This window comes from Pseudomonas sp. 2725, from assembly GCF_050434585.1.
Lineage (GTDB): Bacteria > Pseudomonadota > Gammaproteobacteria > Pseudomonadales > Pseudomonadaceae > Aquipseudomonas > Aquipseudomonas jessenii.
Window position 1 is genome coordinate 423258 of record NZ_JBNDIV010000005.1, and the last position, 26904, is coordinate 450161.

Annotated in this window: 29 protein-coding genes; 14 read left to right on the top strand and 15 right to left on the bottom strand. The window is 61.2% G+C overall.

Features of this window, described 5'->3' with window-relative positions; genetic code table 11:
* Nucleotides 1–2 precede the first annotated feature (2 nt).
* The 4 genes from ABIE16_RS16785 to ABIE16_RS16800 all read right to left on the bottom strand — a co-directional run bounded on the left by ABIE16_RS16785 (nucleotide 3) and on the right by ABIE16_RS16800 (nucleotide 5450).
* Nucleotides 3–1853 carry an amidohydrolase gene (locus tag ABIE16_RS16785; RefSeq protein WP_429521603.1) on the bottom strand — a complete coding sequence of 617 codons (1851 nt, stop codon included), beginning with the start codon at nucleotides 1851–1853 and terminating at the stop codon, nucleotides 3–5.
* Between the two features lie 148 nt (nucleotides 1854–2001).
* Nucleotides 2002–3024, bottom strand: a complete 1023-nt coding sequence (locus tag ABIE16_RS16790) for a helix-turn-helix transcriptional regulator (protein ID WP_429521604.1) — start codon at nucleotides 3022–3024, stop codon at nucleotides 2002–2004.
* A gap of 90 nt (nucleotides 3025–3114) precedes the next feature.
* Nucleotides 3115–3954: a nitrilase-related carbon-nitrogen hydrolase gene (locus ABIE16_RS16795; RefSeq protein WP_429521605.1), complete on the bottom strand. Its 840-nt coding sequence runs from the start codon at nucleotides 3952–3954 to the stop codon at nucleotides 3115–3117.
* Complete coding sequence (locus ABIE16_RS16800) at nucleotides 3951–5450, bottom strand: purine-cytosine permease family protein (RefSeq protein WP_349735595.1); 1500 nt, start codon at nucleotides 5448–5450, stop codon at nucleotides 3951–3953. The genes ABIE16_RS16795 and ABIE16_RS16800 overlap by 4 nt, the downstream gene beginning before the upstream one ends.
* 199 nt (nucleotides 5451–5649) lie before the next feature.
* On the opposite strand from ABIE16_RS16800, the gene ABIE16_RS16805 reads away from it, so the two are divergent.
* Nucleotides 5650–6555, top strand: a complete 906-nt coding sequence (locus ABIE16_RS16805; protein WP_429521606.1) for a LysR family transcriptional regulator — start codon at nucleotides 5650–5652, stop codon at nucleotides 6553–6555.
* A 115-nt stretch (nucleotides 6556–6670) separates the two neighbouring features.
* Here the strand turns inward: ABIE16_RS16805 and ABIE16_RS16810 are convergent, their stop codons facing one another.
* Both ABIE16_RS16810 and ggt read right to left on the bottom strand, forming a co-directional pair.
* Complete coding sequence (locus ABIE16_RS16810) at nucleotides 6671–7204, bottom strand: cysteine hydrolase family protein (RefSeq protein WP_429521607.1); 534 nt, start codon at nucleotides 7202–7204, stop codon at nucleotides 6671–6673.
* Nucleotides 7205–7273: 69 nt separating this feature from the next.
* Nucleotides 7274–9001 carry a gamma-glutamyltransferase gene (gene ggt, locus ABIE16_RS16815; protein ID WP_349735593.1) on the bottom strand — a complete coding sequence of 576 codons (1728 nt, stop codon included), beginning with the start codon at nucleotides 8999–9001 and terminating at the stop codon, nucleotides 7274–7276.
* Nucleotides 9002–9138: 137 nt separating this feature from the next.
* Here ggt and ABIE16_RS16820 point away from each other — a divergent pair, with 137 nt between their 5' ends.
* A complete protein-coding gene (locus ABIE16_RS16820; protein WP_429521608.1) occupies nucleotides 9139–9654 on the top strand; it encodes a methylated-DNA--[protein]-cysteine S-methyltransferase in 516 nt (171 codons plus the stop codon).
* Nucleotides 9655–9822: 168 nt separating this feature from the next.
* Here the strand turns inward: ABIE16_RS16820 and ABIE16_RS16825 are convergent, their stop codons facing one another.
* Nucleotides 9823–10416, bottom strand: a complete 594-nt coding sequence (locus tag ABIE16_RS16825; protein WP_340314009.1) for an NUDIX domain-containing protein — start codon at nucleotides 10414–10416, stop codon at nucleotides 9823–9825.
* Nucleotides 10417–10482: 66 nt separating this feature from the next.
* Entirely contained in the window at nucleotides 10483–10920 is a 438-nt protein-coding gene (locus ABIE16_RS16830) for a hemerythrin domain-containing protein (RefSeq protein ID WP_429521609.1), read from the bottom strand.
* 146 nt (nucleotides 10921–11066) lie between these two features.
* Between ABIE16_RS16830 and ABIE16_RS16835 the strand changes: the two genes are divergently transcribed.
* Nucleotides 11067–11492: a GNAT family N-acetyltransferase gene (locus ABIE16_RS16835; RefSeq protein WP_090456591.1), complete on the top strand. Its 426-nt coding sequence runs from the start codon at nucleotides 11067–11069 to the stop codon at nucleotides 11490–11492.
* 134 nt (nucleotides 11493–11626) lie between these two features.
* Here ABIE16_RS16835 and ABIE16_RS16840 read toward each other — a convergent pair whose 3' ends face one another.
* A complete protein-coding gene (locus ABIE16_RS16840) occupies nucleotides 11627–11977 on the bottom strand; it encodes a hypothetical protein (RefSeq protein WP_407515615.1) in 351 nt (116 codons plus the stop codon).
* A gap of 148 nt (nucleotides 11978–12125) precedes the next feature.
* Here ABIE16_RS16840 and ABIE16_RS16845 point away from each other — a divergent pair, with 148 nt between their 5' ends.
* From ABIE16_RS16845 to ABIE16_RS16885, 9 genes are all read left to right on the top strand, one after another.
* Complete coding sequence (locus ABIE16_RS16845) at nucleotides 12126–12374, top strand: hypothetical protein (RefSeq protein ID WP_008015571.1); 249 nt, start codon at nucleotides 12126–12128, stop codon at nucleotides 12372–12374.
* 20 nt (nucleotides 12375–12394) lie between these two features.
* Nucleotides 12395–12724 carry a DUF6388 family protein gene (locus tag ABIE16_RS16850; RefSeq protein WP_057714183.1) on the top strand — a complete coding sequence of 110 codons (330 nt, stop codon included), beginning with the start codon at nucleotides 12395–12397 and terminating at the stop codon, nucleotides 12722–12724.
* Between the two features lie 25 nt (nucleotides 12725–12749).
* Entirely contained in the window at nucleotides 12750–13454 is a 705-nt protein-coding gene (locus ABIE16_RS16855) for a YoaK family protein (RefSeq protein WP_090456597.1), read from the top strand.
* A 200-nt stretch (nucleotides 13455–13654) separates the two neighbouring features.
* Nucleotides 13655–14047 (top strand): sulfurtransferase complex subunit TusD, encoded by a 393-nt coding sequence (gene tusD, locus ABIE16_RS16860; RefSeq protein ID WP_429521610.1) that lies wholly within the window; start codon nucleotides 13655–13657, stop codon nucleotides 14045–14047.
* A gap of 1 nt (nucleotide 14048) precedes the next feature.
* Nucleotides 14049–14411 (top strand): sulfurtransferase complex subunit TusC, encoded by a 363-nt coding sequence (tusC, locus tag ABIE16_RS16865; RefSeq protein ID WP_349735584.1) that lies wholly within the window; start codon nucleotides 14049–14051, stop codon nucleotides 14409–14411.
* Nucleotides 14411–14704 carry a sulfurtransferase complex subunit TusB gene (tusB, locus tag ABIE16_RS16870; protein WP_090456601.1) on the top strand — a complete coding sequence of 98 codons (294 nt, stop codon included), beginning with the start codon at nucleotides 14411–14413 and terminating at the stop codon, nucleotides 14702–14704. Before tusC ends, tusB begins: the two co-directional genes overlap by 1 nt.
* Complete coding sequence (locus ABIE16_RS16875; RefSeq protein WP_057714179.1) at nucleotides 14701–15036, top strand: TusE/DsrC/DsvC family sulfur relay protein; 336 nt, start codon at nucleotides 14701–14703, stop codon at nucleotides 15034–15036. Before tusB ends, ABIE16_RS16875 begins: the two co-directional genes overlap by 4 nt.
* Nucleotides 15033–16034 (top strand): glycosyl transferase family protein, encoded by a 1002-nt coding sequence (locus tag ABIE16_RS16880; RefSeq protein ID WP_057714178.1) that lies wholly within the window; start codon nucleotides 15033–15035, stop codon nucleotides 16032–16034. Before ABIE16_RS16875 ends, ABIE16_RS16880 begins: the two co-directional genes overlap by 4 nt.
* Before the next feature lie 91 nt (nucleotides 16035–16125).
* Nucleotides 16126–17127, top strand: coding sequence for a glutathione S-transferase family protein (locus tag ABIE16_RS16885; RefSeq protein WP_429521611.1), 1002 nt, complete (start codon nucleotides 16126–16128; stop codon nucleotides 17125–17127).
* 114 nt (nucleotides 17128–17241) lie between these two features.
* On the opposite strand, the gene cysG is transcribed toward ABIE16_RS16885, so the two are convergent.
* The 6 genes from cysG to ABIE16_RS16915 all read right to left on the bottom strand — a co-directional run bounded on the left by cysG (nucleotide 17242) and on the right by ABIE16_RS16915 (nucleotide 24893).
* Nucleotides 17242–18636: a siroheme synthase CysG gene (cysG, locus tag ABIE16_RS16890; RefSeq protein ID WP_090456605.1), complete on the bottom strand. Its 1395-nt coding sequence runs from the start codon at nucleotides 18634–18636 to the stop codon at nucleotides 17242–17244.
* Entirely contained in the window at nucleotides 18637–19917 is a 1281-nt protein-coding gene (gene serS, locus ABIE16_RS16895) for a serine--tRNA ligase (protein ID WP_057714175.1), read from the bottom strand.
* Between the two features lie 16 nt (nucleotides 19918–19933).
* Nucleotides 19934–20308 (bottom strand): fluoride efflux transporter CrcB, encoded by a 375-nt coding sequence (crcB, locus tag ABIE16_RS16900; RefSeq protein ID WP_429521612.1) that lies wholly within the window; start codon nucleotides 20306–20308, stop codon nucleotides 19934–19936.
* On the bottom strand, nucleotides 20308–21630 hold the full coding sequence (locus ABIE16_RS16905; RefSeq protein ID WP_429521613.1) for a replication-associated recombination protein A: 1323 nt from the start codon (nucleotides 21628–21630) through the stop codon (nucleotides 20308–20310). Before ABIE16_RS16905 ends, crcB begins: the two co-directional genes overlap by 1 nt.
* Before the next feature lie 162 nt (nucleotides 21631–21792).
* Nucleotides 21793–22416, bottom strand: a complete 624-nt coding sequence (lolA, locus tag ABIE16_RS16910; protein WP_008049385.1) for an outer membrane lipoprotein chaperone LolA — start codon at nucleotides 22414–22416, stop codon at nucleotides 21793–21795.
* A gap of 65 nt (nucleotides 22417–22481) precedes the next feature.
* Nucleotides 22482–24893 (bottom strand): DNA translocase FtsK, encoded by a 2412-nt coding sequence (locus ABIE16_RS16915; RefSeq protein WP_057714172.1) that lies wholly within the window; start codon nucleotides 24891–24893, stop codon nucleotides 22482–22484.
* A gap of 307 nt (nucleotides 24894–25200) precedes the next feature.
* Between ABIE16_RS16915 and trxB the strand changes: the two genes are divergently transcribed.
* Nucleotides 25201–26160 carry a thioredoxin-disulfide reductase gene (trxB, locus tag ABIE16_RS16920; protein ID WP_429521614.1) on the top strand — a complete coding sequence of 320 codons (960 nt, stop codon included), beginning with the start codon at nucleotides 25201–25203 and terminating at the stop codon, nucleotides 26158–26160.
* A gap of 62 nt (nucleotides 26161–26222) precedes the next feature.
* Nucleotides 26223–26903 (top strand): leucyl/phenylalanyl-tRNA--protein transferase, encoded by a 681-nt coding sequence (gene aat / locus ABIE16_RS16925; RefSeq protein WP_057714170.1) that lies wholly within the window; start codon nucleotides 26223–26225, stop codon nucleotides 26901–26903.
* The last annotated feature ends 1 nt before the right edge of the window (nucleotide 26904 follow it).

Here is a 26904-nt window from a genome sequence, read left to right on the forward strand (position 1 = left end):
TTTTATTGGACGGATCGAGAAGTGACAACTTGGGAAACAACCTGTGGCGCCAGTCCCAGGAACGGCGCCTTGGCCCACACGACCTTGCCGCCAACCAACGTCAGCAGCACGTCATTGCGGCCCAGTTCCTCCTCGGGCACCTGCATGAAGTTCTTGTCGAGCACGATCAGGTCAGCGAACTTGCCGACTTCGACCGAGCCCAGCACCGCGTCCAGCTTCAGCTGTTCGGCGGAACTGAGGGTGATGCTGCGCAGCACCTCGGCTCGCGACAGCGCCGGATCGGCGTTGAGTCGCCCGGCATATTTGGGGCCATAGCTGTGCGGATTGCTCGGGTCGCCGGAACGGGTGACACCGACTTTCAGCGCCAGGAACTCATCCAGCGGATCGACCGGCCAATCGCTGCCAAAGGCCACACGGCCGCCGGCATGGGCGATGCTGCCCGAGGGTTCCATGCGCGCAAATCGCGCGGCACCGAGGTGATCGCTGGTACCGTCGACCGTGGACGGGGCCTGCTGCGCCCACTGGAACGACATGGTGGCCGTGACGTCCAGTGCCTTGAAGCGTGCGTAATCGGCAGGGTCGACTGACTCGGCGTGAGCGATGGCCGGGCGGAAGTCTTGACCGGGCAGTTGCTGACGCACGTAGGCAACGCTGTCCAGAGCGTCGCGCACCGCGCGCTCGCCGGTGGCGTGCAGGTGCGGATCGAGACCGGCCTTGACCGCTTGCAGCACCAGTGGATTGAGCACCTGCGGCGGGAAGTACAGCTCGCCCAGGTTCTTGCCCGGCGTCCACTGCGGCGCCTTGTCGGTGCCGCTGTTGTGCAGGTACGGGGTCAACATGGCGCCGGTGTCCGCCGGGGCATTGATGATGCCGTCCAAGAACAGTTTGACGTGGCGCATGCTCACGCCCGGCGCGACCCTCGCGTCGCCCTGGTCGTAGGTGCTGGCCAGGGCCTTGGCCTCGGCGATGGTTTTCACCGGGTCGGCGGCCGCGGCGGCCGGGTCCAGCTTGATCGCCAGCAAGGCCCGGGCGGTCAGTTCGCCGGACTGTTGCAGGCGGGTGAAGGCCTTGCCGTTTTCCGGCCCCGCCAGCGCATCGAAGAAACTGGTGATGCCTTGCTGGCGCATGGCGTCGAGGGCCGCTCGCATCTGATTGAGTTTTTCCGCGTCGGTCGCCGGCGGCACCACGGCGGCCAACGATTCGGCGGCGCCGTCTTCACAAATACCGTTCGGGTTGCCGGCGCTGTCGCGTCGGTATTTGCCGTCCTCGGGGTCGGCGGTGTTCTTGTTGATCCCGGCCAGTTCCAGGCCGCGGGAGTTGGTGAGCACGGTGTGGAAATCGGTGGAGCGCACCTGGATCGGACGCTGGGTCTTGAGCGCGTCCAGGGTCGATTTGTCGGCATCGCCGTCGAGCCCGGTCATGCCCATGCGGTCCCAGCTGCCCACTTCCAGCCAGACGTCCGGGCCTTTGTCCTTGTCGGCATCGAGGCAGGCCTGGATGCTCGCCTGAAACTGCGCGCGGGTCATGGTCTGGTATTTCAGGTCGCACAAGGTCATGGCGCGACCACCATCCCCGGGGTGCATGTGTGCATCGACGAAGCCCGGCATCAGCATGCGTCCGGCCAGGTCGATCAGTTGTGTCTGCTTGCCGATGTAGCCGTCGACCCCGGCATCGCTGCCGACGTAGACGATCTTGCCACCTGAAATGGCGATGGCCTGCTGCACGGAATTCTGGCCATCGACGGTGTAGACGTAGCCATTGCGCATGACCGTGTCGGCGGGCGCCGCGCCCAACGCCACGCAGGAAAACGCCGTTGTCGATGCAACGGCGATGAACAACCTGGAAAGTCTCAAATGCCTCACCCCTGTTCTTATTGTTTTGAAGCGGCCCGAAGCGACTGCGCAAGCCCTTGTATAGACAGGGCCTACCCTATAGGGCGCGGCGCGCGAATGGACCTCTGCAAATGAGGAGGGGTAAGGCAAATAATTGAAACGGCGGGGATCAGTCCCGGCGCACGGACTCCGTCAGCGCGCCCGGCGAACGCAGGACGGAGCCCAGTTCCACCTTGCTTTTCACACCGAGCTGCAAGTAGCAGTTACGCAAATAGGTGCGCACGGTCGACGGGCTCAAGGCGAGCATTCTGGCGATTTCCTTGTAGGAGTGGCCCGCGGCGAACAGCATCGCCGCCGTGCGCTCCCGAGGTGCCAGGCCGTCCCCGCCCGAGGGTGCTTCCAGGGACACGATGACGTGTTCGGCGTTGGGGCTCAGGGTCAGGGCGCAGCGGCCCAGACGGATCACGCAGGGGGCTTTGGACAATTGCGCGATCACCTCCGGTGGCAGCGTGGAACCGCTCCAGCCGGGCAGTTCGCGCTGGATGGCGACGCACAACCTGGCCCCCACATAGAGCAGACTGCCGTCCATGCGCGCGACGCCAAAATCACTCGCGCCGTTTTCGCTGTCGAAGCGAATCATGTCCTGCACCTGAAACCGCCACAGCTGGAACAGGTGATCGCAGAACGCCAAAAACAGCTCGGCTTCGTTCTCCTCGAACGCCTGTTCATCCTGACCACGGTAGAGACAGACGAAAAACATCAGGCCGCTTTCGGGCAATTCGTAGGTGATGCTCATCAAGTGATAGAGGTCGAAGCGCCGGGCGAAATCATTGACCGCCTCGCAAGGGTCGTTGAAACCCGTGTCGCACACCACCTCACCGGGACGATTGAGCGTGGCGTAGGAGAATTGATCGTTGGCCGCCACCGGATGCCATTCGGCGGCAAAGGATTCAGGAAGATTGATGCTGCCATGCATCCAGCTTTGCATGGGCACCTCAGGACCTGGTGCAGACATTTCGCCCCACCAGGCAGATGCGAAGGGCACCAGCTGACCGAATGCCTGCAGGCCATCGGCGATGAACCGCGACGCCCCGCTCTCCCGCGCCAGCCGGCCCAGGTGCAATACGCAATGATTGAACGCCTTGAGCGTGACCATCGTTGCGTCGCCCTCGACTTTATTTCCCTCCCCCATCATTGCGTTCCCGTTCACTGCATGGCCTTTGGTTTCGACGATGCCATAGGCCCGTGACGAGCGTCCAGCACGCAATGACATCATCGGTTACTAAGTGCTGTGCAACCCGTACAGCTGTGGTCTGCGGTCCTGATGCAGGTCATTGCGCGCACTGATGCGCTTGTTGCGCGCCTCGGCGAGGTTCAGCGTGGCCAGCAACATCTGCTCGCCACCCTGCTCCGCCGGCCCGGCCAACGGGTAGCCGTCGGCATCGACGATGACCGAGCCCTGGACCCAAGCGACTCCACGCTCATGGCCATAGCGATCGCAGGCGGCGATGAACATGCGGTTGACCGAGGCATTGGCCTGCACCCGCAGCACTTCGGCCGGGCGCTCGGTTTGCGGCCGCGGACCGTCGGGCCAATTGACCGGCGCGCACAACAGTTCGGCCCTGGCCAGCGCCGCAAGACGCACCCACTCGGGGAACTCCAGGTCGTAGCAAATCAGCATACCGAGCCGTCCATGCACCGTTTCGACCACCGGCGGTGGCGCATCGCCGGCCGTGAAGATGTCCTTCTCGGCATCCCACAGATGCGCCTTGCGGTACACCGCGCGCAGGCCGTTGGCGTCGATCATCGCCGCGCTGTTGGCCAATTCATCAGCGGGCAGGCGCTCGCAGAAGCCGCCGACGATCACCAGGTTCAGCTCACGGGCCAAGGCCTGCCACAGTTGCAAGGTCGGACCATCAACGGTTTCCGCCAGGCCCAGCGCCTCAAAGCGGTCGGCAAACAGATAGCCGCTCTGCACCAGTTCGGGCAGCACGACGACTTGCGCGCCCTGAAAGGCTGCCTGGCGAATCGCGCGTTCGGTGAGCGTGCGATTGTAGGCCAAGTCGCCTATTTTCGGTGCCAGTTGGCAGCAGGCGACCATTGTGTTTTTAGCGTTGTTCAACGCACTGTCTCCGCAGATGAATGGGTCATGGCGACGATGTCGCTTTCGCTCAGCGCGTCGATCACCCGGCGTTCGGCGGCCAGATCAATCGAGCGACTGAGCAGGTAGTAGGTCAGCCCCGACACCACAAGACCCACCAGCCAGGCGATGTCCACGCCTTCAAGCATCCGCGCCAGCGGACCAACGAACACTTCCTTGTTGGCCGCTGCGTTGAAGATGTAGAAGAACGGCACCATCGCGGCGAAGCCGATCAGGTACGAAACGATGCCGCGAAATTGCCAGGCGCCGTAGATGCCTTTTGGCGTGAAGAAATGCGGGATCGCATAACGGCCCTTGCGCACGAAGAAGTAGTCCACCAGGTTGACGGCGGTCCACGGCACGAGGAAGTACAGCAGCAACACCAGGAAGGTGTTCAGCAGAGCGATGCCGTCACCTTTGATCGACAGCACGCAGGTCAACAGGATGACGCTGATCACACTGATCGACAGCACACGGGCGCGGGGTGTCGGGGTGATTTTTTTGATCGAGTCGACGCCGGTCAGCAGCGTCAGCATGGCGCTGTAGGTGTTGAGCGCGATGATCGGCAGGAAGCCCGCCACCGAAACGATCACCAGCAGATTACCCAGCCCCGGAATCATCGACGAGCCGACCTGATTCAACGCCACCAGCGCATCCGCCGCGTTCAATTGCTGCGCCAGCCAGGCACCGAGGCCGATCATCCAGCTGCCCGACAACGAGGCGCCGATGAACACCGCCGCAATCAGTTTCGTTCGGCTGGTGTTTTTCGGCAGGTAACGGGAATAGTCGGACACGTAGGGTGCATAGGAAATGTTGTAGCTGGCACCGATGGCGAACAACGTGGCGAAGGCCACCCAGTTGAAGCCCAGGTCGGTTGCCGGGGTGACGCCTTCGGAACCTGCGCCGAACATCAGGGCGATGGTCACCAGTGCGTACAGCGGCAAGGTCGCCAGCAAGGCCCACTTGAAGGCCTTGTGCATCAGGTCGTGGCCGTAGATCGACAACAGTGCGCCGATCAGCACCACGGCCACGGCGACGATGGTCGGGTCGATGCCGAACACATGTTCAAGGCCGTTCATGATCAGCGAGATGTTCACCACGTTGAAACCCACGAACACAAACATCGTCGCCATCAACGCCAGGATCACCCCGCGATAACCGAACTGCGCACGGGACTGGATCATCTGCGGCAGGCCCATTTCCGGGCCCTGGGAGCCGTGGAACGCCATGAAAATGGTGCCGAACATGATGCCCAGGGCACCGGCGAGCATGGTCCACAGCGCCGACAAGCCGAGGCTCGGGCCGACAAAGCCGATGGAGATGGTGAAGAAGTGGAAATTGCCGAGGAACCAGAATGGGCCCTGGCTGCTGAGTTTGGCGTGACGTTCGTTTTCCGGAATGTAATCGATGGAGTGGCCTTCGATGGCCAACCCGCCGCTCGCCTCGGTGGCGTGCGCAGACACTGGGGAACCTGACATACGATTGTTCCTATGCTGTTGTTTGTTGTTTTTGTGGGTACAGCGCTCGCTACGACGTCCAGATCAGGTGAAACTCCAGAAAAAGCTGACGATGACGCTGGTTTCACGGCAATGTAGGGCGTGAGTTCTGGCAGTAAAATATCGCAGGCACACTGTTTACATAGATCAGTATCTATGTAAGCGAGAATCGGGAGCCCCCATGCTGGGAACTGTAACGGAGCTGGATCTGCGTCTGATCCGGGTATTTCTGACCGTCGTCGAAGCGGGCGGCATCTCGGCGGCACAAACCGCTCTCAACACCACGCAACCCACGATCAGCGCGCAACTGGCAACGCTGGAAGCGCGGGTCGGTTTCCGCCTGTGCGAACGCGGACGTGGCGGGTTTTCGGTAACGCCCAAAGGTACTCAATTCATCGAGGCAGCCCGGCGCTTGCTGGCGGCGGCCGAGGGCTTCCGGGTGGAAGTGCAGCACATCAATCGCAAAGTCTCGGGCAGTATCAACATCGGTTTGCTAGGGCAAATCGACCCGGTGGCGAACAGGAAAATCGGCCAGGCCATTGCCCGTTTGCGGGCGCGGCACGAGGGGCTGTACTTCCACTTCACCGAGCTGTCGTCGTCGCTGCTGGAAGAAAAAATCATCAATGGCCATATCGACCTGGCCATCGGTTACTTCTGGCACCGCTTGCCCAGCATCGATTATTTCCCGCTGTTCCCGGAAACCCAGATTGCCTACTGCGCGCCCTCGCATCCACTGTTCGAGCAGGTTGGCGCGCTGACCCGGGAAGATGTCAGCGGGTTTGACTGGGTCTGGCCGAGCCATCCGTTGCCGGAAATGCCGGCCCCCACCTCCATCGAACGCCTGACCGTGCTCACCGACAGCATGGACGGCGCGGCCCTGCTGATTCTGTCTGGCCAGCACCTGGGGTTTCTGCCGCAGCACTACGCGACCCGGCATGAACAGCTGGGGCAGTTGCACCCGCTGAACCCGGATCTGCTGCGCTATGAGGTAAGTTTTCATGCGGCGGTGCGGCATTCGGCGCGGCAGCGGGACCTGGTGAGTGCGTTCCTGAACGAGCTGATCGAGATTTTCGGTTCACCCTTGTAGGAGCGAGCCTGCTCGCGATGGACTTCCGGGCACCGCTGGGTATCTGGCCCCCCGCGTTATCGTTAACGTCCATCGCGAGCCGGCTCGCTCCTACAAGGGGGGCGCAATGGTGTTATCAGAAGCGGATTTCAGCAGCCGGGACCACATCGATCCGGGCCACCGAGCCGCTCAGATCTGCCCAATCCTTGTTGTGTTGGGCAATGATGTCCTCGGCAGTGACATTGCCATTGTCGACGGTGGAGTGCGCGTCGGCGGCCAGCACCACGTCATAGCCCAATTGATGCGCCTGACGCAGGGTTGCATTCACGCAGTAATCGGTTTGCAGACCGCAGATGACCAGCCTTTCGAAGTCTTCTACCGGCACCAACCGTTGCAGGTTGGTCTGATAGAACGAATCGCCAGTGGTTTTGCGTACGCGATGATCTTCGGGCGATGTTTGCAGCCCTTCGGCCAGTTGCCAGCCTGGGACACCGTGTTTCAACAGACCATCCTCTTCTTCATGCTGGATCAGCACCACCGGAACGCCGGCCTTGCGCGCCCGGGCAGACAGGTCATTGATGGTGTTGATGACCCGTCCAATCTCGAAGCACTCGTACTCCCCGGAACACAAAGCCTGTTGGACATCGATGATTAACAACGCAGTGGTCATGATTTCCTTCCTTGATATGTCGAGGGGTCAGGAGACGAACATAAGCCCGTCCCCCTCCGGACACAACCCTCAATAACCCAGCGACAACCCGGTGTTACGCCGTGGGTCGTTCGCCCCGTAGAAACGGTTATTGCCTACCGGTTTTCCACCCAGGGATGGCGCGCCGACAAGGATCGCCGCCAGGTGGTTGGCATCCTGGGGACCGGTGAACTTGTGGCCCCAGCTCTCGAGGATTTTCACCGTATCCGGGCTGGTGGTGAAGGTTTCCAGGTTGGTCTCCTCCGGCAGCCACTGTTGGTGGAAACGCGGTGCATCCACCGCCTCCTGGATGTTCATGCCGTAGTCGATCACGTTGAGCATGGTCAGCAGGGTCGCGGTGATGATGCGGCTGCCGCCCGGAGTGCCGACCACCATCACCACTTTGCCGTCCTTGGTGACGATGGTCGGGCTCATGGACGACAGCGGCGCCTTGCCGGGCGCGATGGCGTTGGCCTCGCCCTGCACCAGGCCGTACATGTTCGGTACGCCGATCTTCGAGGTGAAGTCGTCCATTTCATCGTTGAGGATGACCCCGGTCTTGCTCGCCATCACGCCGGCTCCGAACCAGTCGTTGAGTGTGTAGGTCACCGACACTGCGTTGCCCCACTTGTCGACGATGGAGTAATGGGTGGTGTTGCTGCCTTCATGGGGCGCTACGCCGGGCTTGAGTTCACTGGATACCGCGGCTTTTTGTGGTTTGATCGCCTCGCGCAGCTTGGTCGCGTAGTTTTTATCCAGCAGATGGGCAATCGGGTTCTTCACGAAATCCGGGTCGCCCAGGTAACTGTTGCGGTCCACATAGGCGTGGCGCATCGCCTCGATCTGATAGTGCATGCCCTGGGCCGAGTGGTAGCCCAGTTCCTTCATCGGGTAGCCTTCGAGGATGTTCATGATCTCGCAGATCACCACGCCGCCGGAGCTCGGTGGCGGTGCGGAAACCACGTGGTAGCCACGGTAGTCGCACTCGATGGGCGCCAGTTCACGGGTCTTGTATTTGTCGAGGTCGGCCTGGGTGATGATGCCCTTGTTGGCCTGGCTGGAGGTGACGATGGCGTCGGCCACCCAGCCTTTATAGAAACCGTCGGCGCCTTTGTCGGAGATCTCCCGCAAGGTCTTGCTCAGGTCCTTTTGCACCAGTTTCTGGCCGACCTGCATCGGCTCGCCATTGCTCAAGAAGATCGAGCCGGAATCCTTGATGTCCTTCTTGAACATGTCGGTGGCGTAGTCCAGCAGATCGACATCCCCCTGCTCCAGCACGAAACCGTCTTCAGCCAGTTTGATGGCCGGGGCGATGATTTCCTTGCGCGGCTTGGTGCCGTACTTGGACAGCGCCAGTTCCATGCCTGAAACGGTGCCTGGCACGCCCACGGCCAGGTGGCCACGGGTACTCAGATCGGGGACGACGTTGCCCTCCTTGTCCAGGTACATGTTGGCGGTTGCGGCCAGCGGCGCTTTTTCACGGAAGTCGAGGAAGGTCTTGCGCCCGTCCGCCAGTTGAATGGTCATGAAACCACCGCCGCCGAGGTTGCCTGCCGCGGGGTACACCACTGCCAGCGCATAGCCGACCGCGACCGCCGCATCCACGGCATTGCCGCCGTTCTTGAGCACATCCACGCCCACATGGCTGGCCAGGTGCTGGGCTGTGACCACCATGCCGTTTTCCCCGGTAGCCGGGGCCACGGAGGCGGCATGAGCAGTCAGGCAGCTGAGCGCCAATGAGGTCGCAATCAGCGATTTGGCAAAAGGTTCGTACTTCATGAGTCAGTCTCTTCTTGTTATTAAACAGGGGGAACGTTTCGAAAGCAGTAGGCAAGTATGGTCGGGATTACGTATTGCGCCTCCCCGCCGAGGCAGTATCCTTAACGCCTGTTCAGCAATTTTGCGCGAGCCCTTGCATGACCTATACATGCACCACCGTGGCCTCCCCCGTGGGCCAGTTGAAGCTGGTCGCGAACGGTTCACGACTGGCGGCCATCCTCTGGGAAAACGACAAACCCGGGCGGGTGCGCCTGGGACCGATGAGCGAAGCGCCGGACAACCCGATCCTGGTGCGCACGGCTGCGCAGCTACGCGAATATTTTTCCGGCACCCGCGATCGCTTCGAACTGGATCTGGATTTTGCCGGCACGGAATTTCAGAAGAAGGTCTGGGCAGCGCTGCTGACCATCCCGTTCGGCGAGACGCGCAGCTACGGCCAGATCGCCGAACAGATCGGTAACCCGGCAGCGGTCAGGGCGGTGGGTGCGGCGAATGGCAAGAACCCGATTTCGATCGTGGCGCCCTGTCATCGGGTGATTGGCGCGTCGGGCAAGCTCACCGGGTTTGCCGGTGGGCTTGAGGCGAAGGCGTTGTTGCTGACCCTGGAGGGCTGCGAGTGGTCAGGCGCCAGTCACATGGATGATTTGTTTTAGGGACGCACTGCATCTTTGTGGCGAGGGGGCTTGCCCCCGTTGGACTGCGCAGCGGTCCCAAAAGCATTTGTACTTTTATTCTGGACGTTCGCACGCTCCGCGATGACGACTGCTTCGCAGCCGAACGGGGGCAAGCCCCCTCGCCACAAAAGCCCTTCCGCCACAGGGTCAGGTTGGGGCGAAAAGGTTTTTCATCGCCGCATACTGCAACAGCATGATGGTCTTGGCGTCGCAGATTTCGCCACGGTAAAACGCTTCGAGCGCGTCCTCGAACGTCCACTCCAGCACTTCCAGCTCTTCGGTTTCCGCCTCCAGCCCGCCACCGTCGCTGACTTTCAACTTCGCGTCGTATTCGGCAATGAAGAAGTGCAGTTTTTCCGTCACCGAACCGGGGCTCATGTACGCCTCGAACACCTTCTGCACATGGTGCACGCGGTAACCTGTTTCCTCCTCCGCTTCATCGCGGATGCGGTCTTCAGGTGCCGCGCCTTCCAGCAGCCCCGCCGCCACTTCGATCAACAGCCCATCGTGGCCGTTGACGAACACCGGCAGGCGAAATTGCCGGGTCAGTACCACGGTTTTCTTTTCGCGGTTGTACAGGAGAATCGCCGCGCCATTGCCACGGTCGTAGACCTCCCGGACCTGGCGTTGCCACTCGCCGTTGTTGCGTTGGTAATCGAAGGTGATTTTCTTGAGCAGGTACCAGTCGTGGGACAATACCTGAGACTCAAGGATGTTGACCCGCTCGGCTGTGTTCGACATGACAACGCGTCCTGTGATTTGTCTGAGGGTCCACATGTTAAGTGAAAACGGACAGCGCTTGCCTCCTCAGGCAAGCTGCGCCTTGTACTCCTTCTCGTATTGTCCGGCCAATGACTCTTTCTGTTTGTCGTTGAGCAGCTTGCCAGCCATCTGGAAGAACCTCTGCTCTTCTTCCTCGAGGTGGTGATGCACTTTCTCCGAGAGTTTCTTCGCGGTCACCAGCCAGGCCGGGCTGGACATCTCGGTGCCGTCCAGTTCCTCCATCATTTCGTCCATTTCGTGATGTTCGGCAATGCCATGACGGCTGAGGTCGATACCGTTGTCGAACTCCATCAACGGGATGTAGAAATGCCGCTCTTCGGCCGTGGCGTGAGCTTGCAGTTCTGACTTGAGTTGTTTGTAGGCCTCGACGCGTTCGGGACTGTCGCCGCTGGTGTGGATCAGGGCTTTGGCGTAAGTACGTTGGCGTTCATGGCTTTCGCGCAGGGCTTCGAAAATATTCACGGCGTGTCCTCATCGGTCGCACTCTGGAATGACGCGTACTAATGAGTGACATCTGCGCGCAGGCGACGGTTCCACCTGCTTTGTGCCGATGGAACATTCGCGGCGACCACGCTAGGCTGCGGTTTCACTGCCATAAGGATATAGCCATGAACCTGCGTATCGAACTGTCGCAAAACCCCACGGATGAACAACGCCAGGCCATTCTCAAACCCTTGCGCGCGTACAACAGCTCGAAAGCCGAAGGCAACGTGCCCGAGCACATCGCCTTGCTGGTGCGCGACGACAACGACGAGATCCTCGGCGGCCTGCATGGCCGATTGTTTTACCAGTGGCTGTACATCGACTTGCTGGTGGTGCCGGAACAGGCCCGGGGACAGGGCCTGGGTTCGAAACTGATGCAGATGGCCGAAGACCTGGCGCGGGAACGGCGCTGCGTCGGGCTGTGGCTCGACACCTTCGAATTCCAGGCACCTGGGTTCTACAAGAAATGCGGCTACAGCGAGATCGGGCACATTGCCGATTACCCGCCGGGCCACAAGCACTTCTTCTTCCAGAAACGCTTGAGCTACTGATCCATACCGCCCCCCCCTGTAGGAGCGAGCTTGCTCGCGAAAAAAACCGGAATGCCGCAGGGTGTCAGGCATCCAGCGTTTTCGTTGATGACCATCGCGAGCAAGCTCGCTCCTACAGGGGGTACAGCGTCAGATCACAGGCAAGTCGCCAACGCCGCCAAGCGGCGCTTGGCCACGAAATCGTCCTTCTGTGCGTAGTAGCTCAACACCGTGCCCGAGGCATCGGTGGTCACGTCGACGAAAGACTCCGCCGAACGGGTGTAAACCGTCGTGCCGCCCTTCTCCCCCGGTTGCAGATAGGCAGCGGCATCGACGCCGAACACGGCCTCGTCCTGCCAGGAAAACTGCACGCACTGGGCGACGTCTTTTCCCGGTTTTTCCGAGTTCAGGGTCTTGTACGGGGCCTTGGTGCGGGCGTCGTTCATCGCCGAACCGGCGCATCCGGTCAGCAACGTCACGGCCAGCGCCACCATCAGAATTCGCATTGCATTCACTCATCAGGAAAAAGCGGACTTTATCACCCCGGCGGGCCGTACCGTTCTGCTTTACTGCATTTATACCGCGACAGCGCGCAACGATTCGCGCACCCTGTCGCGCCAATAACGCCCCATCGCACCCATGACTGGAACCCTGATGACACCTAATGCCGAGTTCTACAAACCGAGCACTGAATATGCCGACAAGCTGATCAGCCAGATCGGTCAGACGCCTTCCTGGATTGCCAAGCGAATCGGCGTCACCGACAAGCGGATTCGCTACATCCTCGACGGCGAAAGAACCGTCAAAGGCGAAACCACGCCGATCCAGATGACCTACACCGAACAGTTTGCCCTCGAATGCCTGGCGGCAGCGGCCAAGGCCAGTAAGAAGCAATCCTCGTAACCCGTTCACAAGGAGCGACCATGGCGGCAACCGAACTGCAGCATGAGCAAGCACTGAAGCGGTTTCTCGATGCGCGCCCCGAGTTGCGCGAAGAACTCGACCACCTCAACCCGCTGTTGGCCCAGGCCAAGGGTGAAACGGCGGCACAGTATCGCGAAGAACGGCTGCACGAAGCGTTTGAAGCTGAAGCAGAACGCCAGCAGCTGTTCGCTTGGGAACTGACGTTACAGTTGACTGCCGCCACGCCCCGGGACTACGAAGCGCAGCGCCTTGAAGTGCACCGAGAAGTGGCGGAAATGGCCGGCATGGACTGGCTGGAATATTGCGAGTTGAATGGGATAAAACCGTAAACACTGTTCAAGGAGGCCATCGCCGATGCTGCCCAACACCGCCAGGACCCACGCCAGCCCAGGTCATTTGCACACACAGAAATGGCGCGGGCGCATAGGCTTGAGCCTGGTGGCCATGCTCTCGGTACTCGCCGGCATGACCGACGCCATCGGTTTCATGGCCAGCGGCGACTTCGTCTCGTTCATGAGCGGCAATACCACCCGGATGGCGGTCGCCATCAGTACTGGCGACCTTGGGTTGACCCTGCGCCTGGTGATTCTCATCGCCACCTTCATCGTCGGCAACGCGCTGGGCATTATCGTCAGCCGCCTGGGCAGACGCCGGACCCTGCCCTTGTTACTGTGCATTGCCGCCCTGCTGTGCGCCGCCGCGGCCTGGTCGTATGACGAGCAACTGCCAGCCCTGCTGGCGGCGATCATCGCGATGGGCATGCTCAACGCCGCGGTGGAAGAAGTGAATGGCCTGCCGGTGGGCCTGACCTACGTTACCGGTGCCCTGTCGCGTTTCGGCCGCGGGCTGGGCCGCTGGATGCTCGGTGAGCGCCGTAGCGGCTGGCGGGTGCAGTTGATCCCCTGGACCGGCATGTTCGCCGGCGCGGTACTCGGTGCCGTGCTGGAACATCATCTTGGGCTCAAGGCGTTGTTTGCCAGTGGCCTGCTGGCTGCCGGGCTCGGGGTGCTGTCGTTGAAGATCCCGCGGCGTTGGCAGTTGGGGTATATGCCGCGCTGAGTCTGGTGTTGACTGGGCGGGCCTCATCGCGAGCAAGCTCGCTCCCACAGTGGACGTGTGGTGGTCGCTGATTTTGTGTCCGACGCAAATCCCTTGTGGGAGCGAGCTTGCTCGCGATGAGGCCCGCCCAGACAACATCACTTTAGCCGCCCCGCCGATAAAGCATTATCATGGCGGCAGTTTCGCTGATCGAGTCCGTCATGAAGTTCGCCATCGCCGTATTTTCCGCCGCCCATGCGCCCTCCTCGCGCCGCGCCCTGCTGTTCGCCCAGGCCGCGCTGGCCGGCGGGCACGAGATTGTCCGGCTGTTTTTCTATCAGGACGGCGTCTACAACGCGTCCGCCAGCGTGGTCACGCCCCAGGATGAACCGGACTTGCCCAAGCAATGGCGTGCCTTTGTCGGTGACCATCAACTCGATGGCGTGGTGTGCATCGCCGCCGCGCTGCGTCGTGGCGTGTTGAACGAGGAAGAAGCCAGGCGCTATCAGCGTGAGGCCGTAGCCGTCGGTGCACCGTGGGAGTTGTCCGGACTCGGCCAATTGCATGACGCCGCGCAGGATGCCGACCGTCTGATCTGTTTCGGAGGCGCATGACATGGCCAAATCCATATTGATCATCAGCCGCCAGTCGCCATGGTCCGGCCCAGGCGCGCGGGAAGCGCTGGATATCGTGCTGGCCGGGGGCGCTTTCGATCTGCCGATCGGCCTGTTGTTTCTCGATGACGGTGTGTTCCAGCTGGCCGCCGGTCAGAACGCCAAGGCCCTGCAACAGAAAGACCTGAGCGCCAACCTGCAAGCCCTGCCGATGTTCGGTGTCGAGGAACTGTTTGCCTGTGGCGACAGCATCACCCGGCGTGGCCTGGACCCCAGCAGCCTGTCGCTGGAAGAAGCCCAGGTATTGGCCGCTCACGAAATCACCGCCCTCATTGACCGTTACGACCAGGTGATCACCCTCTGATGTCGACTTTGCATGTGTTGTCTCATTCCCCGTTCGGCGACGAACGCCTGACCAGTTGCCTGCGCGTGATCGGCGCCAACGACGGGTTGCTGTTGTCCGGTGATGCCGCCTATGCGTTGCAACCAGGCACCGCGCCGTTCACTGCGCTCAGCGCACGTGGCCTGAAGCTGTTCGTGCTGGTCGAAGATGCCCAGGCCCGTGCGCTTGCGGTTCCAGACTGGGCCAGTGCCATCGATTACCCGGCCTTCGTCGAGCTGTCGATTCACTACGACAAGGTCAACAGTTGGCTATGAAGGCATTGACGGTCGGCCCCCGCGCCATCGAACTGGACAAGGACGGTTTCCTGGTCGAACTGAGTGACTGGTCCGCCGATGTGGCCAGTGCCCTGGCGGCGGCCGAAGACATCGAACTGACGCCCGAACACTGGGAAGTCCTCGAACTGCTGCGCAGTTTCTACGCCGAATTCCAGCTGTCACCGGCCACCCGCCCGTTAATCAAGTACACAGCCCTGAAACTCGGCCCGGAAAAAGGCAACAGCCTGCACCTGAACCGACTGTTCAAAGGCACTCCCGCCAAACTCGCCGCGAAACTCGCGGGCCTGCCCAAACCGACGAATTGCTTATGACCGATTACCCAGCACTGACACTCGAAACGCCCGCCGAGCACCCGTTCGCCCAGTTCGTACGGATCCTTGGCAAAGGCAAGCGCGGCGCCCGTGACCTGACCCGGGTCGAGGCCCGCGAAGCCATGGGCATGGTGCTCGATGAAAAGGTCGAGGAAACCCAGCTCGGCGCCTTCCTGATGCTGTTGCGGCACAAGGAAGAAAGCTTCGAGGAGATGGCGGGTTTCACCGAGGCATTGCGCGAACGCCTGAATCCTCCGGCAATGGCAGTGGATCTGGACTGGCCGACCTATGCCGGCAAGAAGCGGCACTTGCCGTGGTATCTGCTGGCGGCCAAGTGCCTGGCGCAAAACGGCGTGCGGATTTTCATGCACGGCGGCGGCGCCCACACGGCCGGACGCTTGTACAGCGAGCAACTGCTGGGCGAATTGAACATCCCGTTGTGCCGTAACTGGCAACAGGTGGGTTCGGCGCTGGATAACGGCGGCCTGGCCTTCATGCCATTGATGGACTGGGCGCCACAGCTGCAACGCATGATCGATCTGCGCAACACCCTGGGCCTGCGCTCGCCGATCCACTCCCTAGCGCGGATCCTCAACCCACTGGGCGCCCGTTGTGGCCTGCAGAGCATTTTCCACCCGGGTTATCAGGCCGTGCATCGCGACGCCAGTGGATTGCTCGGTGATACCGCCATTGTGATCAAGGGCGATGGCGGCGAGATCGAGATCAACCCGGACGCCGACAGTCACCTGTACGGCACCACCGGGGGCGAGAGCTGGGACGAGGAATGGCCGCAGTTGTCGGCGCAGCGTCACGTCAAACCTGCCTCGCTTGATCCTGAGCATTTGAAAGCGGTCTGGCGTGGCGACGTGGTCGACAGCTACCCGCAAATGGCCCTGATCTCGACCATGGCCTTGGCCCTGCGTGGCCTTGGCCAGACCCGCGAACAGGCCTTCGAAACCGCTGAAAAATACTGGGCCGCGCGGGACAAATCGATTTAATCGATCATTCGCGCCCGATCTTTGCGCTTTTTGTTCGAACTCATCGGAATAGACTCGACTCCATCGATTATGGGTTTCGGGAGTCTTGAACATGGGTTTGTTAGTGGATGGCCGCTGGCAGGACAAGTGGTACGAAAGCAGCAAGGACGGTGCGTTCCAGCGCGAACAGGCGCAGCGTCGCAACTGGTTGACCGCTGACGGCAAGCCGGGGCCGACCGGCGTCGGCGGTTTCGCGGCTGAGCCCGGGCGCTATCACCTGTACGTTTCCCTGGCCTGTCCGTGGGCTCATCGCACACTGATCCTGCGCAAACTCAAAGGCCTCGAAAACCTGATCGACGTTTCGGTGGTCAGTTGGTTGATGCTGGAAAACGGCTGGACCTTCGACCAGCACCTGGGGTCGACCGGCGACAAGCTCGACCATTTCGAATTCATGCACCAGCGCTACACCGCCGACACCGCCGACTACACCGGTCGCGTCACCGTGCCGGTGCTGTGGGACAAACAGCAAAAGCGCATCGTCAACAATGAATCATCGGAAATCATCCGCATGTTCAATGGCGCCTTCGACGATCTGACCGGTAACGACCTGGACTTCTACCCGGCGCCGCTGCGGGGAGAAATCGATGCGTTGAACGAGCGGATTTATCCGGCGGTGAACAATGGCGTGTACCGCGCCGGGTTTGCCACGTCGCAACAGGCTTATGAAGAAGCGTTCGATGATGTGTTTGCCGAGCTGGACCGGCTGGAGCTGTTGCTGGGCGCCAACCGCTATCTGGCGGGCGAGTACCTGACCGAAGCGGACATCCGCCTGTTCACCACGCTGATTCGCTTCGACGCGGTGTACTACGGGCACTTCAAGTGCAACCTGCGGCGGATTGCGGATTATCCGAACCTGTCGAACTGGCTGCGGGAGATTTACCAGTGGCCGGGGATTGCCGAGACCGTCGACTTCACCCACATCAAAAACCACTACTATGCCAGCCACCGCACCATCAACCCGACGGGTGTGGTGCCGAAAGGGCCGGCGCAGGACTTCACCGCGGCCCATGATCGGGAGCGGTTGAGTGGGAAAGGGGTTTGGCGCAGAGCTTGAGATTTGTGCAGGTTTTGAAGGCCCCATCGCGAGCAAGCTCGCTCCCACAATTGATTTGTGTCGTTCACAAATCCCCTGTGGGAGCGAGCTTGCTCGCGATGGGGCAACTCGGTCTCAGACCTGCCCCTGAGCCCCTTCGAACCACGCCAGTTTCTCGCGCAGTTGCACCACTTCACCCACGATCACCAAGGTCGGCGCATGCACTTCATGCTCTGCCACCAGTCGTGGCAGGTCCGCCAGGGTGCCGGTAAACACCCGCTGGTTGACCGTGGTGCCCTGCTGGATCAGTGCCGCCGGGGTATCGGCGGCGCGACCATGCTTGATCAACTGTTCGCAGATGATCGGCAAGCCCACCAGCCCCATGTAGAACACCAGGGTTTGCGCCGGGGCGACCAGATCGGCCCATGGCAAATCGCTGGAGCCGTCCTTGAGGTGGCCGGTGATGAAACGCACCGACTGCGCATAATCGCGGTGGGTCAGCGGAATCCCGGCATAGGCCGCGCAACCGCTGGCTGCCGTGATCCCCGGCACGACCTGGAACGGGATGCCATGGGCCGCCAGTTCTTCGATCTCCTCGCCACCACGACCGAAGATGAACGGATCGCCGCCCTTCAATCGCACCACACGCTTGCCTTGCTTGGCCAGATCCACCAATTGCTGGTTGATCTGATCCTGCGGCACCGCGTGATCGGATCGGCGCTTGCCGACGTAAACCCGCTCGGCGTCGCGACGGCACAGTTCGAGAATCGCCGGTGCCACCAAACGGTCGTACAGCACCACGTCGGCTTGCTGCATCAGACGTAATGCCTTGAACGTCAGCAGGTCGGGATCACCTGGCCCTGCGCCCACCAGATAGACTTCACCGGTCGCCACTGGCGCCTCACCATCGATTTTCGCCTGGAGCAACCGCTCGGCTTCACCGCCCTGCCCAGCCAGTTGCCGATCGGCAACCGGGCCCTGGAAAACATCTTCCCAGAACGCCCGACGCTGCTGCACATCCGGAAACAGGCCTTTGACCTGATGACGGAATCGCGCAGCCAGCCCGGCCAATTGACCGTAGGTGGAAGGAATCCAGGTTTCGATCTTGGCGCGAATCAAACGTGCCAGCACCGGCGCATCGCCGCCGCTGGACACAGCAATGATCAAGGGAGAACGGTCGACGATGGCCGGGAAGATCACGCTGCACAGGGCCGGCGCGTCCACCACGTTGACCGGCACGCAACGCCGATGGGCATCGGCGGAAACTTGTGCGTTCAGCGTTTCGTCGTCGGTGGCGGCAATGATCAGCCCGCAACCGTCCAGATCCGCCTCGGCGTAGCCACGCAACAGGCACTCGCCACCGCTGCCGGCAACCAGCTCGCGCAATTGCGCTTCGATTTCAGGTGCAACCACCCGCAGCAGCGCACCGGCATCGGCCAGCAGGCGGGATTTGCGCAAGGCAATCTCCCCCCCGCCGACGACCAACACACGACTGCCGCGAAGGTTGTGAAACAGCGGCAGATAGTTCATTTAGCCGATGACCTCAAGGCCACCCATGTAGGGCTTGAGGACTTCAGGCACACGGATGGAACCGTCGGCCTGCTGATAGTTCTCGAGCACCGCGACCAGGGTACGGCCCACCGCCAGGCCGGAGCCGTTCAGGGTGTGTACCAGTTCCGGCTTGCCGGTTTCCGGGTTGCGGAAACGCGCTTGCATGCGGCGGGCCTGGAAGTCGCCGCAGTTGGAGCACGACGAGATTTCGCGGTACTTGTCCTGGCTCGGGATCCACACTTCCAGGTCGTAGGTCTTGACCGCGCTGAAGCCCATGTCGCCGGTGCACAGCGCCAGAGTGCGGTAAGGCAGTTCCAGCAATTGCAGGACTTTCTCGGCGTTGGCGGTCAGGCCTTCCAGCGCTTCCATGGATTTCGATGGCTCGACGATCTGCACCATTTCAACCTTGTCGAACTGGTGCTGGCGGATCATGCCGCGGGTGTCACGACCCGATGCACCGGCTTCGCTGCGGAAGCATGGCGTGTGGGCGACGAACTTGATCGGCAGCAGTTTCGAATCGACGATTTCGCCGGCGACGATGTTGGTCAGCGACACTTCAGCGGTCGGGATCAGGTACAGGTCGGCTTCGCCTTCGCGCGCGATCTTGAACAGGTCTTCTTCGAACTTCGGCAGCTGGCCGGTGCCTTGCAGCGCCGGGGCCTGGACCAGATAAGGCGTGTAGGCCTCTTCGTAGCCGTGCTCGGTGACGTGCAGGTTGATCATGAACTGCGCCAGGGCGCGGTGCAGACGGGCAATCGGGCCGCGCAGCAGGGCGAAACGGGCGCCGGACAGCTTGGCGGCGGTTTCGAAGTCCAGCCAGCCGAACTTCTCGCCCAGGGCGACGTGGTCCTGAACCGGGAAATCGAAGGCAGTCGGGGTGCCCCAGCGGCGCACTTCGACGTTGCCGTCTTCGTCTTCGCCGACCGGCACCGATTCGTGCGGCAGGTTGGGGATACCCAGCAGGATCGAGTCCAGATCGGTCTGGATCGCGTCCAGTTCGACTTTACCCGCGCTCAATTCGCCCGCCATGCGCTCGACGTCCGCCATCAGCGGCGCGATGTCTTCGCCGCGCTGCTTGGCCTGACCGATGGATTTGGAGCGCGCATTACGTTCAGCCTGCAGTGCTTCGGTGCGGGTCTGGACGGTCTTGCGCTGTTCTTCCAGCGCTTCGATGCGCGCAACATCCAGGGTATAGCCACGGGATGCCAGGCGGTCCGCTACGTCCTGAAGGTTGCTACGTAACAGTTTGGAATCGAGCATGTCGGTTTCTCGTTTATCAAAGTTTGGTCAAGGACAGGCCGGCCCAGGTGGCAAGCAGCCCGCCGAATACGCTGAGCGCCGCATAGCCCAAGGCTAGCGGCACTTGCCCGCTTTCCAGCAGGCGCACCGTATCCAGTGAAAAGGATGAAAAAGTCGTCAGCCCCCCGAGGAAGCCAACGATCAACCCGGCACGCACCTCGATGGGCACCTCCGGGCGTATCAAAAACAGACCGTATAGAACGCCGATCAGCAAACAGCCCACGATATTAACGGCCAGCGTCGCGGTATAGAAGTGCCGAGGCCAATTCGCGTTGATCCAGTTGCCCGTGACGAAGCGCAACAACGTGCCGGCCACCCCGCCGACGGAAACCGCAACGATCAAGGGAAGCACTATTTTCTCCGCTGCCTTGGGCTTAAACGGTCGAGTTTCGCCAGGTGATTGAGTTTTTCGCCGATCTTCAACTCCAGGCCACGGGGCACGGGCTGATAGAACGGGATCGGGTCGAGTTCTTCCGGGAAATAGTCTTCGCCAGCGGCATAGGCGTCCGGCTCATCGTGGGCATAACGGTATTCATCGCCGTAGCCCAATTGTTTCATAAGCTTGGTCGGCGCGTTGCGCAGGTGCAGCGGCACTTCCAGCGAACCGTGCTCGGCGGCGGCGCGCAATGCCGTCTTGAAGCCCATGTACACCGCGTTGCTCTTTGGCGCGCAGGCCAGATAGGTGATGGCCTGGGCCACCGCCAACTCGCCTTCGGGGCTGCCGAGGCGCTCCTGCACTTCCCAGGCCGCCAGGCACAGGCTCAGGGCGCGGGGGTCGGCATTGCCGATGTCTTCGCTGGCCATGCGCACCACGCGCCGGGCCAGGTACAAGGGGTCGCAACCGCCGTCGATCATCCGCGCAAACCAGTACAAGGCGCCGTCGGGGTTGGAGCCGCGCACCGATTTATGCAGGGCGGAAATCTGGTCGTAGAACGCTTCGCCGCCCTTGTCGAACCGCCGGCGGGTATCGCCGAGCAGGCTTTGCAGCAGGTCGGTGCCGATTTCGCCGTTGTCTTCCGCCAGGTCCGAGGCGTTTTCCAGCAGGTTGAGCAGGCGCCGACCATCGCCATCGGCAGCCGACAGCAGCATCTGGAAGCCTTCGTCGCTGAGGGTCAGGTTACGCTTGCCCAGGCCACGCTCTTCGGTCAGCGCGCGGTGCACCAGTTTGCGCAGGGCCGCTTCGTCGAGGCTTTTCAGCACATAGACCCGCGCCCGCGACAGCAAGGCGTTGTTGAGTTCGAACGAGGGATTTTCCGTGGTTGCGCCGATGAAAATCAGCGTACCGTCTTCGACATAGGGCAGGAACGCATCCTGCTGGGACTTGTTGAATCGATGCACTTCGTCGACGAACAGAATGGTGCGGCGGCCGTACTGCGCGGCCTGCTGTTTGGCGATTTCCACCGCCTGACGGATCTCCTTGACCCCGGCCAGCACTGCCGAGACCGTTTCGAAGTGCGCGTCCGAGACTTCCGCGAGCAATCGCGCCAGGGTGGTTTTGCCCACGCCCGGCGGCCCCCAGAAAATCATCGAATGCAGGGCACCCTGCTCCAGCGCCTCGCGCAGGGGCTTGCCGCGAGCGAGCACGTGTTCCTGACCGACGTACTCGTCCAGATTGGCCGCGCGCAAACGGGCGGCCAGGGGCTGGGCGATGGGAGCGCTGCGAAACAGATCCATGGCGTACGTTGAAAACCTCGGGTTACTTAATACCTGCGGGCCAAAACGCTGACCCTGTGGGAGCGAGCTTGCTCGCGATTACGGCATCACATTCAACATTTATGTCGACTGACCCAACGCTATCGCGAGCAAGCTCGCTCCCACAGGTTTTGCATCAGCCGTTTATTCCTGAATGACGTCCGCGCCCTTGGGAATATCGAACTTGAACTTGGACGCAGGGATCGGCTCGTTCGCCTTCACCCCGGTGAACAGGATATTGGTGCGCTGGCCGACGCTGTCGATCAGTTGCATATCATTGACCAAGCCATTGCGGAACGACAGGCGCAGGCTGTCGAACAGGGTGTCCTTGGTTTTCGGCTTCAGGGTGAAGTCAATCACGCCGCCGGCTTCCTTGGCACTGATGTCGAAGCTCTGGCTGATCTTCGACACGTCACCGGACAACAGCAAGGCCGGGGTCTGGGTCAGGCGCTGGTCGAGGTTCTTGATGGTGGCCTGTTCCAGATCCGGGTCCCACAAGGTGACTTTCTTGCCATCGGAAATCATGGTCTGTTCGGCCGGCGCATCGGTGTGCCAGTAGAACAGGCCCGGACGCTGCAGGGACATCTCGCCGGCGGTTTCCTGCAATTGGGTGCCTGTGCCATCAAGGGTCAGTTGCGAGAAACGTGCGGTCAGGGTCTGGGATTTTTCCAGCAGTTGGGTCAGGCGCGCCACGTCCTTGTCATCGGCGTTAGCCTGGAGCGTGGTCAAGGCCAGTACCGGCAGCAACAGCATGCGGATCAGACGCATGGGAGTCCTCATAACATTCGTGGGAGTGCGGGCGGCGCCAAAGGCACCCCCCTTTCATACTCGGGTCAGTCGCGCACCGGCCCCGGGGCCAGGACTTCACGCGAACCGTTGGTGTTCATGGACGTCACGACCCCGGCCATTTCCATGGCTTCGATCATGCGCGCAGCGCGGTTGTAGCCGATCTTCAGCTTACGCTGAACCGCAGAAATGGAGGCACGACGGCTTTCCAGCACGAACTGGACCGCTTCGTCGTACAGCGCGTCGGCCTCGGGATCGTCACCGTCGCCGCCACCGCTGCTGCCTTCAAAGCCGCTGCCCGCTTCTTCGACGCCATTGAGGATGTCGTCGTTGTATTCCGGCGCACCCCGCAGCTTCCAGGCTTCCACCACGCGGTGAACCTCATCGTCGGACACGAAAGCACCGTGAACACGAATCGGCAGGCTGGTACCCGGCGGCATGTAGAGCATGTCACCGTGGCCCAGCAGTTGTTCGGCGCCGCCCTGGTCGATGATGGTCCGCGAGTCGATCTTGCTCGATACCTGGAACGCCATGCGGGTCGGGATGTTGGCCTTGATCAGACCGGTGATCACATCCACCGACGGACGCTGGGTCGCAAGGATCAAGTGGATACCGGCCGCACGAGCCTTTTGCGCGATACGGGCGATCAGTTCTTCAACCTTCTTGCCGACGATCATCATCATGTCGGCGAATTCGTCGACTACGACCACGATGGTCGGCAGCTTCTGCAGCAGTGGCGCTTCGTCGTGGATGCTTTCACGCTTGTACAGCGGATCGCTCAACGGCTCGCCGGCGTCCTGGGCTTCCTTGACCTTGGCGTTGAAGCCCGACAGGTTTCGCACGCCCATCTTGGCCATCAACTTGTAGCGTCGCTCCATCTCGGCAACGCTCCAGCGCAGGGCGTTGGCGGCGTCTTTCATGTCGGTGACAACCGGGCACAGCAGGTGCGGAATGCCTTCGTAGATCGACAGTTCCAGCATTTTCGGGTCGATCATGATCAGCTTGGCGTCTTCCGGGCCAGACTTGAACAGGATCGACAGGATCATCGCGTTCACACCCACCGACTTACCGGAACCGGTGGTACCGGCCACCAGCAAGTGCGGCATTTTCGCAAGGTCGGTGATGACCGGCTTGCCGCCGATGTCATGGCCCAGGGCCAGGGTGACCGGGGATTTGAAGTTGTCGTATTCCGGAGTCGACAACACCTCGGAGAAACGCACGATCTGCCGATCTTCGTTGGGAATCTCGATACCGACCGTGGTCTTGCCCGGAATCACTTCCACCACGCGCACGCTGGTCACGGCCAGGGAACGGGCCAGGTCTTTGGCCAGGTTGGAGATTCGGCTGACTTTTACCCCGGCCGCCGGCTGGATTTCGTAACGGGTGATCACCGGGCCCGGGTGGATCGAATCCACTGCGACTTCAACGCCGAATTCCTTGAGCTTGATTTCCAGCAAGTGGCCGACCGCAGCCAGGGATTCAGGCGAGTAATTGAGCTGTTTCTTTTCCGCCGGATCGAGAATCGAAATCGGCGGCAAGGTGCCTTCCACGGCGCTGTCGACGAACAGCGGCGCCTGCTTTTCTTTCTCGACGCGTTTGCTCGGTGCGGCGGGCTTTGGCGGCGCGGGCGCAATCACCGGCGGCACCTGCTTCTCGCGCTCGGACATGTGCTTGCTCAGGGCTTGCTCACGTTCGATCAGGCGTTCCTTGACCTTGGCCTGCTCGCGTTTGTCGGTGACCGTCGGCGCAACCACTTCATCCATACGGTCGTCGACTTCACGCAACTGGGCAACCAGCTGTTTGCGCTCGGTACGGGCCGCCCACCAGCGATTGGCGGCGCCCTGGAACAGCTCGAACAGGTCGAGGGTGATCTTGCCGGTGATGTCCATCACCTTGAACCACGACAGGTCGGTAAACACAGTCAGGCCGAACAGGAACAACGCAATGAACAACAGCGTGCTGCCCTGGATATTCAGGGCGTTCCTGGCCAGTTCGCCGAGGCTTTCCCCCAGCGCACCGCCCGCACCGGCCGGCAGACCGGTCGCGGCATGAAAATGGATATGGGCCAGAGCGGCGCCCGACAGCACCAGGAACACCAGGCCGATCAGGCGCCAGGAGAACAGCCACCCGCTCCACTGCCACGGTTCGTGACGCTGGCGGAAGATCTGGTACGCCTTGATGGCCAGTAGCAACGGGAAGATGTAGGCGAAGTAACCCAGCACCATGAACAGGATATCGGCGCTGTAGGAGCCCGCTGGCCCGCCGAAGTTCTGCACGTCGTCGATCTTGCTGTTATGGCTCCAGCCCGGATCATCCTTGCCATAGGTCAACAAGGCCATCATCAGGAACAGGCACAAGGCACCGATGGCGATCAGCGCACCTTCCTTGAGTCGGTAGTGCAAGTGCTGGCGCCAGAGCGGCACGACGGCTGGTTTGGGTGCTGCGGTGGATTTCTTCAAAACGCTTCTTTTCCTGCGCCAATGGCGCGTCCATCTGGTGAATGTCTATAAAAACCGCGAAAAAACTGCCCAATCCAGGCAGGTAATAAAGTTAACACGTGTAACCGGGACTACTTTTAACACTGCACCCCTGTTTCTATAAACACGGCGCACACTGAATATATGTAACACGCAGGGCATTGTACGGGTTTGTACGCACGACGCCATGCTTGAGACCCTTGGATGCAGCATAGTCAACAGCACATGACATGCCATTCAATTTGAGCATGCATTCTCTTTGGTGACAAAGGCTTATGAGGTGTTTTTTATGAGCGAAGCGAAGCATTCCCGCCTGATTATCCTGGGCTCCGGCCCTGCCGGTTACAGCGCGGCAGTTTATGCCGCCCGCGCCAACCTCAAGCCGGTTGTCATTACCGGCATCCAGGCAGGCGGCCAGCTCACCACCACCGTCGAAGTGGATAACTGGCCAGGCGACGTTGAAGGCCTGACCGGACCGGTGCTGATGGATCGCATGCAAAAACACGCCGAACGCTTTGCCACCGAGATCGTTTACGACCACATCCATACCGCCAAGTTGCAACAACGACCGTTCGAGCTGATCGGCGATGGCGGCACCTACACCTGCGACGCCTTGATCATTGCCACCGGCGCCTCCGCGCAATACCTGGGCCTGCCGTCGGAAGAAGCGTTCGCCGGCAAAGGAGTTTCGGCGTGCGCGACCTGTGATGGATTTTTCTATCGCAATCAAGTGGTTGCTGTGGTCGGCGGCGGCAACACGGCGGTCGAGGAAGCCTTGTACCTGTCGAACATCGCCAAAGAAGTGCACCTGATCCATCGGCGCGACAAACTGCGCTCGGAGAAAATCCTCCAGGACAAACTCTTTGAAAAGGCCGCCAACGGCAATGTTCGCCTGCACTGGAACCAAAACCTGGACGAAGTGCTCGGCGATGCCAGCGGCGTGACCGGTGCCCGCCTGCGGGACAGTCACACGGGTGAAACCCGGGAGCTGCCGCTGGCCGGGGTGTTTATCGCCATCGGCCATAAACCCAACACCGACCTGTTCACAGGCCAACTGGAAATGCGCGACGGGTATCTGCAGGTCAAGGGTGGCAGCGAAGGCGATGCCACCGCTACGGCGATTGCAGGTGTGTTTGCCGCCGGTGACGTGGCCGACCACGTTTATCGCCAGGCCGTTACATCTGCCGGTGCCGGTTGCATGGCGGCGCTGGACGCTGAAAAATACCTGGACGACATTCCAACCGTTTGAAGGCAAACTTTATGGCGGGCCAACACCCGCCACTGCCCTCCCCTTCTGCAAGCCCGGATGCCATGCTGACTTGGTTACAACGCAATACCTTGCATTTCCCTCCACTGGAAAAGGCCATGCGCGACCCCAACGGGCTGCTGGCTGCCGGTGGTGATCTGTCCGCCGATCGGCTGATCTCGGCTTATCGCCACGGCTGCTTCCCTTGGTTTTCCGAGGGCCAGCCAATCCTCTGGTGGTCTCCGGACCCGCGTACGGTGCTGTTTCCCGACGAATTGCACGTCTCGCGCAGCCTGAACAAACTGCTACGCCAGCAACGCTATCAAGTGACCTTTGACCAGGACTTCGCCGCCGTCATCCGCGCCTGTGCCGCGCCCCGGGATTACGCCGACGGCACCTGGATCACCGAGGCCATGCAGGACGCCTACATCGAACTGCACAGGCGTGGCCACGCGCACTCGGTGGAAGTGTGGGACGGGGACGAACTGGTGGGCGGACTCTACGGCCTGGCGATGGGCCAGCTGTTTTTCGGCGAATCCATGTTCAGCCTCGCTGACAACGCCTCGAAATTCGGCTTTGCCACACTGGTGCGGCATCTGAAAGACTCGGGTTTTGTACTGATCGATTGCCAGATGCCCACCGATCACCTGCACAGTCTCGGAGCCCGGGCGATACCCCGCCATGAATTTGCCAACTATCTGGCCAGGCATCTGGACCAGCCCAATCGCGCTAGCTGGGTTTGCTGAG

What these genes read in the sequence shown, in the direction of transcription:
- tusB (WP_090456601.1), top strand. Translation starts at nt 14,411, where the DNA reads ATGTCGACTTTGCATGTGTTGTCTCATTCCCCGTTCGGCGACGAACGC.
- aat (WP_057714170.1), top strand. Translation starts at nt 26,223, where the DNA reads ATGCTGACTTGGTTACAACGCAATACCTTGCATTTCCCTCCACTGGAA.
- ABIE16_RS16810 (WP_429521607.1), bottom strand. Translation starts at nt 7,204, where the DNA reads ATGACCACTGCGTTGTTAATCATCGATGTCCAACAGGCTTTGTGTTCC.
- lolA (WP_008049385.1), bottom strand. Translation starts at nt 22,416, where the DNA reads ATGCGTCTGATCCGCATGCTGTTGCTGCCGGTACTGGCCTTGACCACG.
- ABIE16_RS16880 (WP_057714178.1), top strand. Translation starts at nt 15,033, where the DNA reads ATGACCGATTACCCAGCACTGACACTCGAAACGCCCGCCGAGCACCCG.
- ABIE16_RS16845 (WP_008015571.1), top strand. Translation starts at nt 12,126, where the DNA reads ATGACACCTAATGCCGAGTTCTACAAACCGAGCACTGAATATGCCGAC.
- tusD (WP_429521610.1), top strand. Translation starts at nt 13,655, where the DNA reads ATGAAGTTCGCCATCGCCGTATTTTCCGCCGCCCATGCGCCCTCCTCG.
- ABIE16_RS16820 (WP_429521608.1), top strand. Translation starts at nt 9,139, where the DNA reads ATGACCTATACATGCACCACCGTGGCCTCCCCCGTGGGCCAGTTGAAG.
- ABIE16_RS16850 (WP_057714183.1), top strand. Translation starts at nt 12,395, where the DNA reads ATGGCGGCAACCGAACTGCAGCATGAGCAAGCACTGAAGCGGTTTCTC.
- trxB (WP_429521614.1), top strand. Translation starts at nt 25,201, where the DNA reads ATGAGCGAAGCGAAGCATTCCCGCCTGATTATCCTGGGCTCCGGCCCT.
- ABIE16_RS16790 (WP_429521604.1), bottom strand. Translation starts at nt 3,024, where the DNA reads ATGGGGGAGGGAAATAAAGTCGAGGGCGACGCAACGATGGTCACGCTC.
- serS (WP_057714175.1), bottom strand. Translation starts at nt 19,917, where the DNA reads ATGCTCGATTCCAAACTGTTACGTAGCAACCTTCAGGACGTAGCGGAC.
- tusC (WP_349735584.1), top strand. Translation starts at nt 14,049, where the DNA reads ATGGCCAAATCCATATTGATCATCAGCCGCCAGTCGCCATGGTCCGGC.
- ggt (WP_349735593.1), bottom strand. Translation starts at nt 9,001, where the DNA reads ATGAAGTACGAACCTTTTGCCAAATCGCTGATTGCGACCTCATTGGCG.
- ABIE16_RS16835 (WP_090456591.1), top strand. Translation starts at nt 11,067, where the DNA reads ATGAACCTGCGTATCGAACTGTCGCAAAACCCCACGGATGAACAACGC.
- ABIE16_RS16875 (WP_057714179.1), top strand. Translation starts at nt 14,701, where the DNA reads ATGAAGGCATTGACGGTCGGCCCCCGCGCCATCGAACTGGACAAGGAC.
- ABIE16_RS16825 (WP_340314009.1), bottom strand. Translation starts at nt 10,416, where the DNA reads ATGTCGAACACAGCCGAGCGGGTCAACATCCTTGAGTCTCAGGTATTG.
- ABIE16_RS16905 (WP_429521613.1), bottom strand. Translation starts at nt 21,630, where the DNA reads ATGGATCTGTTTCGCAGCGCTCCCATCGCCCAGCCCCTGGCCGCCCGT.
- ABIE16_RS16805 (WP_429521606.1), top strand. Translation starts at nt 5,650, where the DNA reads ATGCTGGGAACTGTAACGGAGCTGGATCTGCGTCTGATCCGGGTATTT.
- ABIE16_RS16855 (WP_090456597.1), top strand. Translation starts at nt 12,750, where the DNA reads ATGCTGCCCAACACCGCCAGGACCCACGCCAGCCCAGGTCATTTGCAC.
- ABIE16_RS16800 (WP_349735595.1), bottom strand. Translation starts at nt 5,450, where the DNA reads ATGTCAGGTTCCCCAGTGTCTGCGCACGCCACCGAGGCGAGCGGCGGG.
- cysG (WP_090456605.1), bottom strand. Translation starts at nt 18,636, where the DNA reads ATGAACTATCTGCCGCTGTTTCACAACCTTCGCGGCAGTCGTGTGTTG.
- ABIE16_RS16885 (WP_429521611.1), top strand. Translation starts at nt 16,126, where the DNA reads ATGGGTTTGTTAGTGGATGGCCGCTGGCAGGACAAGTGGTACGAAAGC.
- ABIE16_RS16840 (WP_407515615.1), bottom strand. Translation starts at nt 11,977, where the DNA reads ATGCGAATTCTGATGGTGGCGCTGGCCGTGACGTTGCTGACCGGATGC.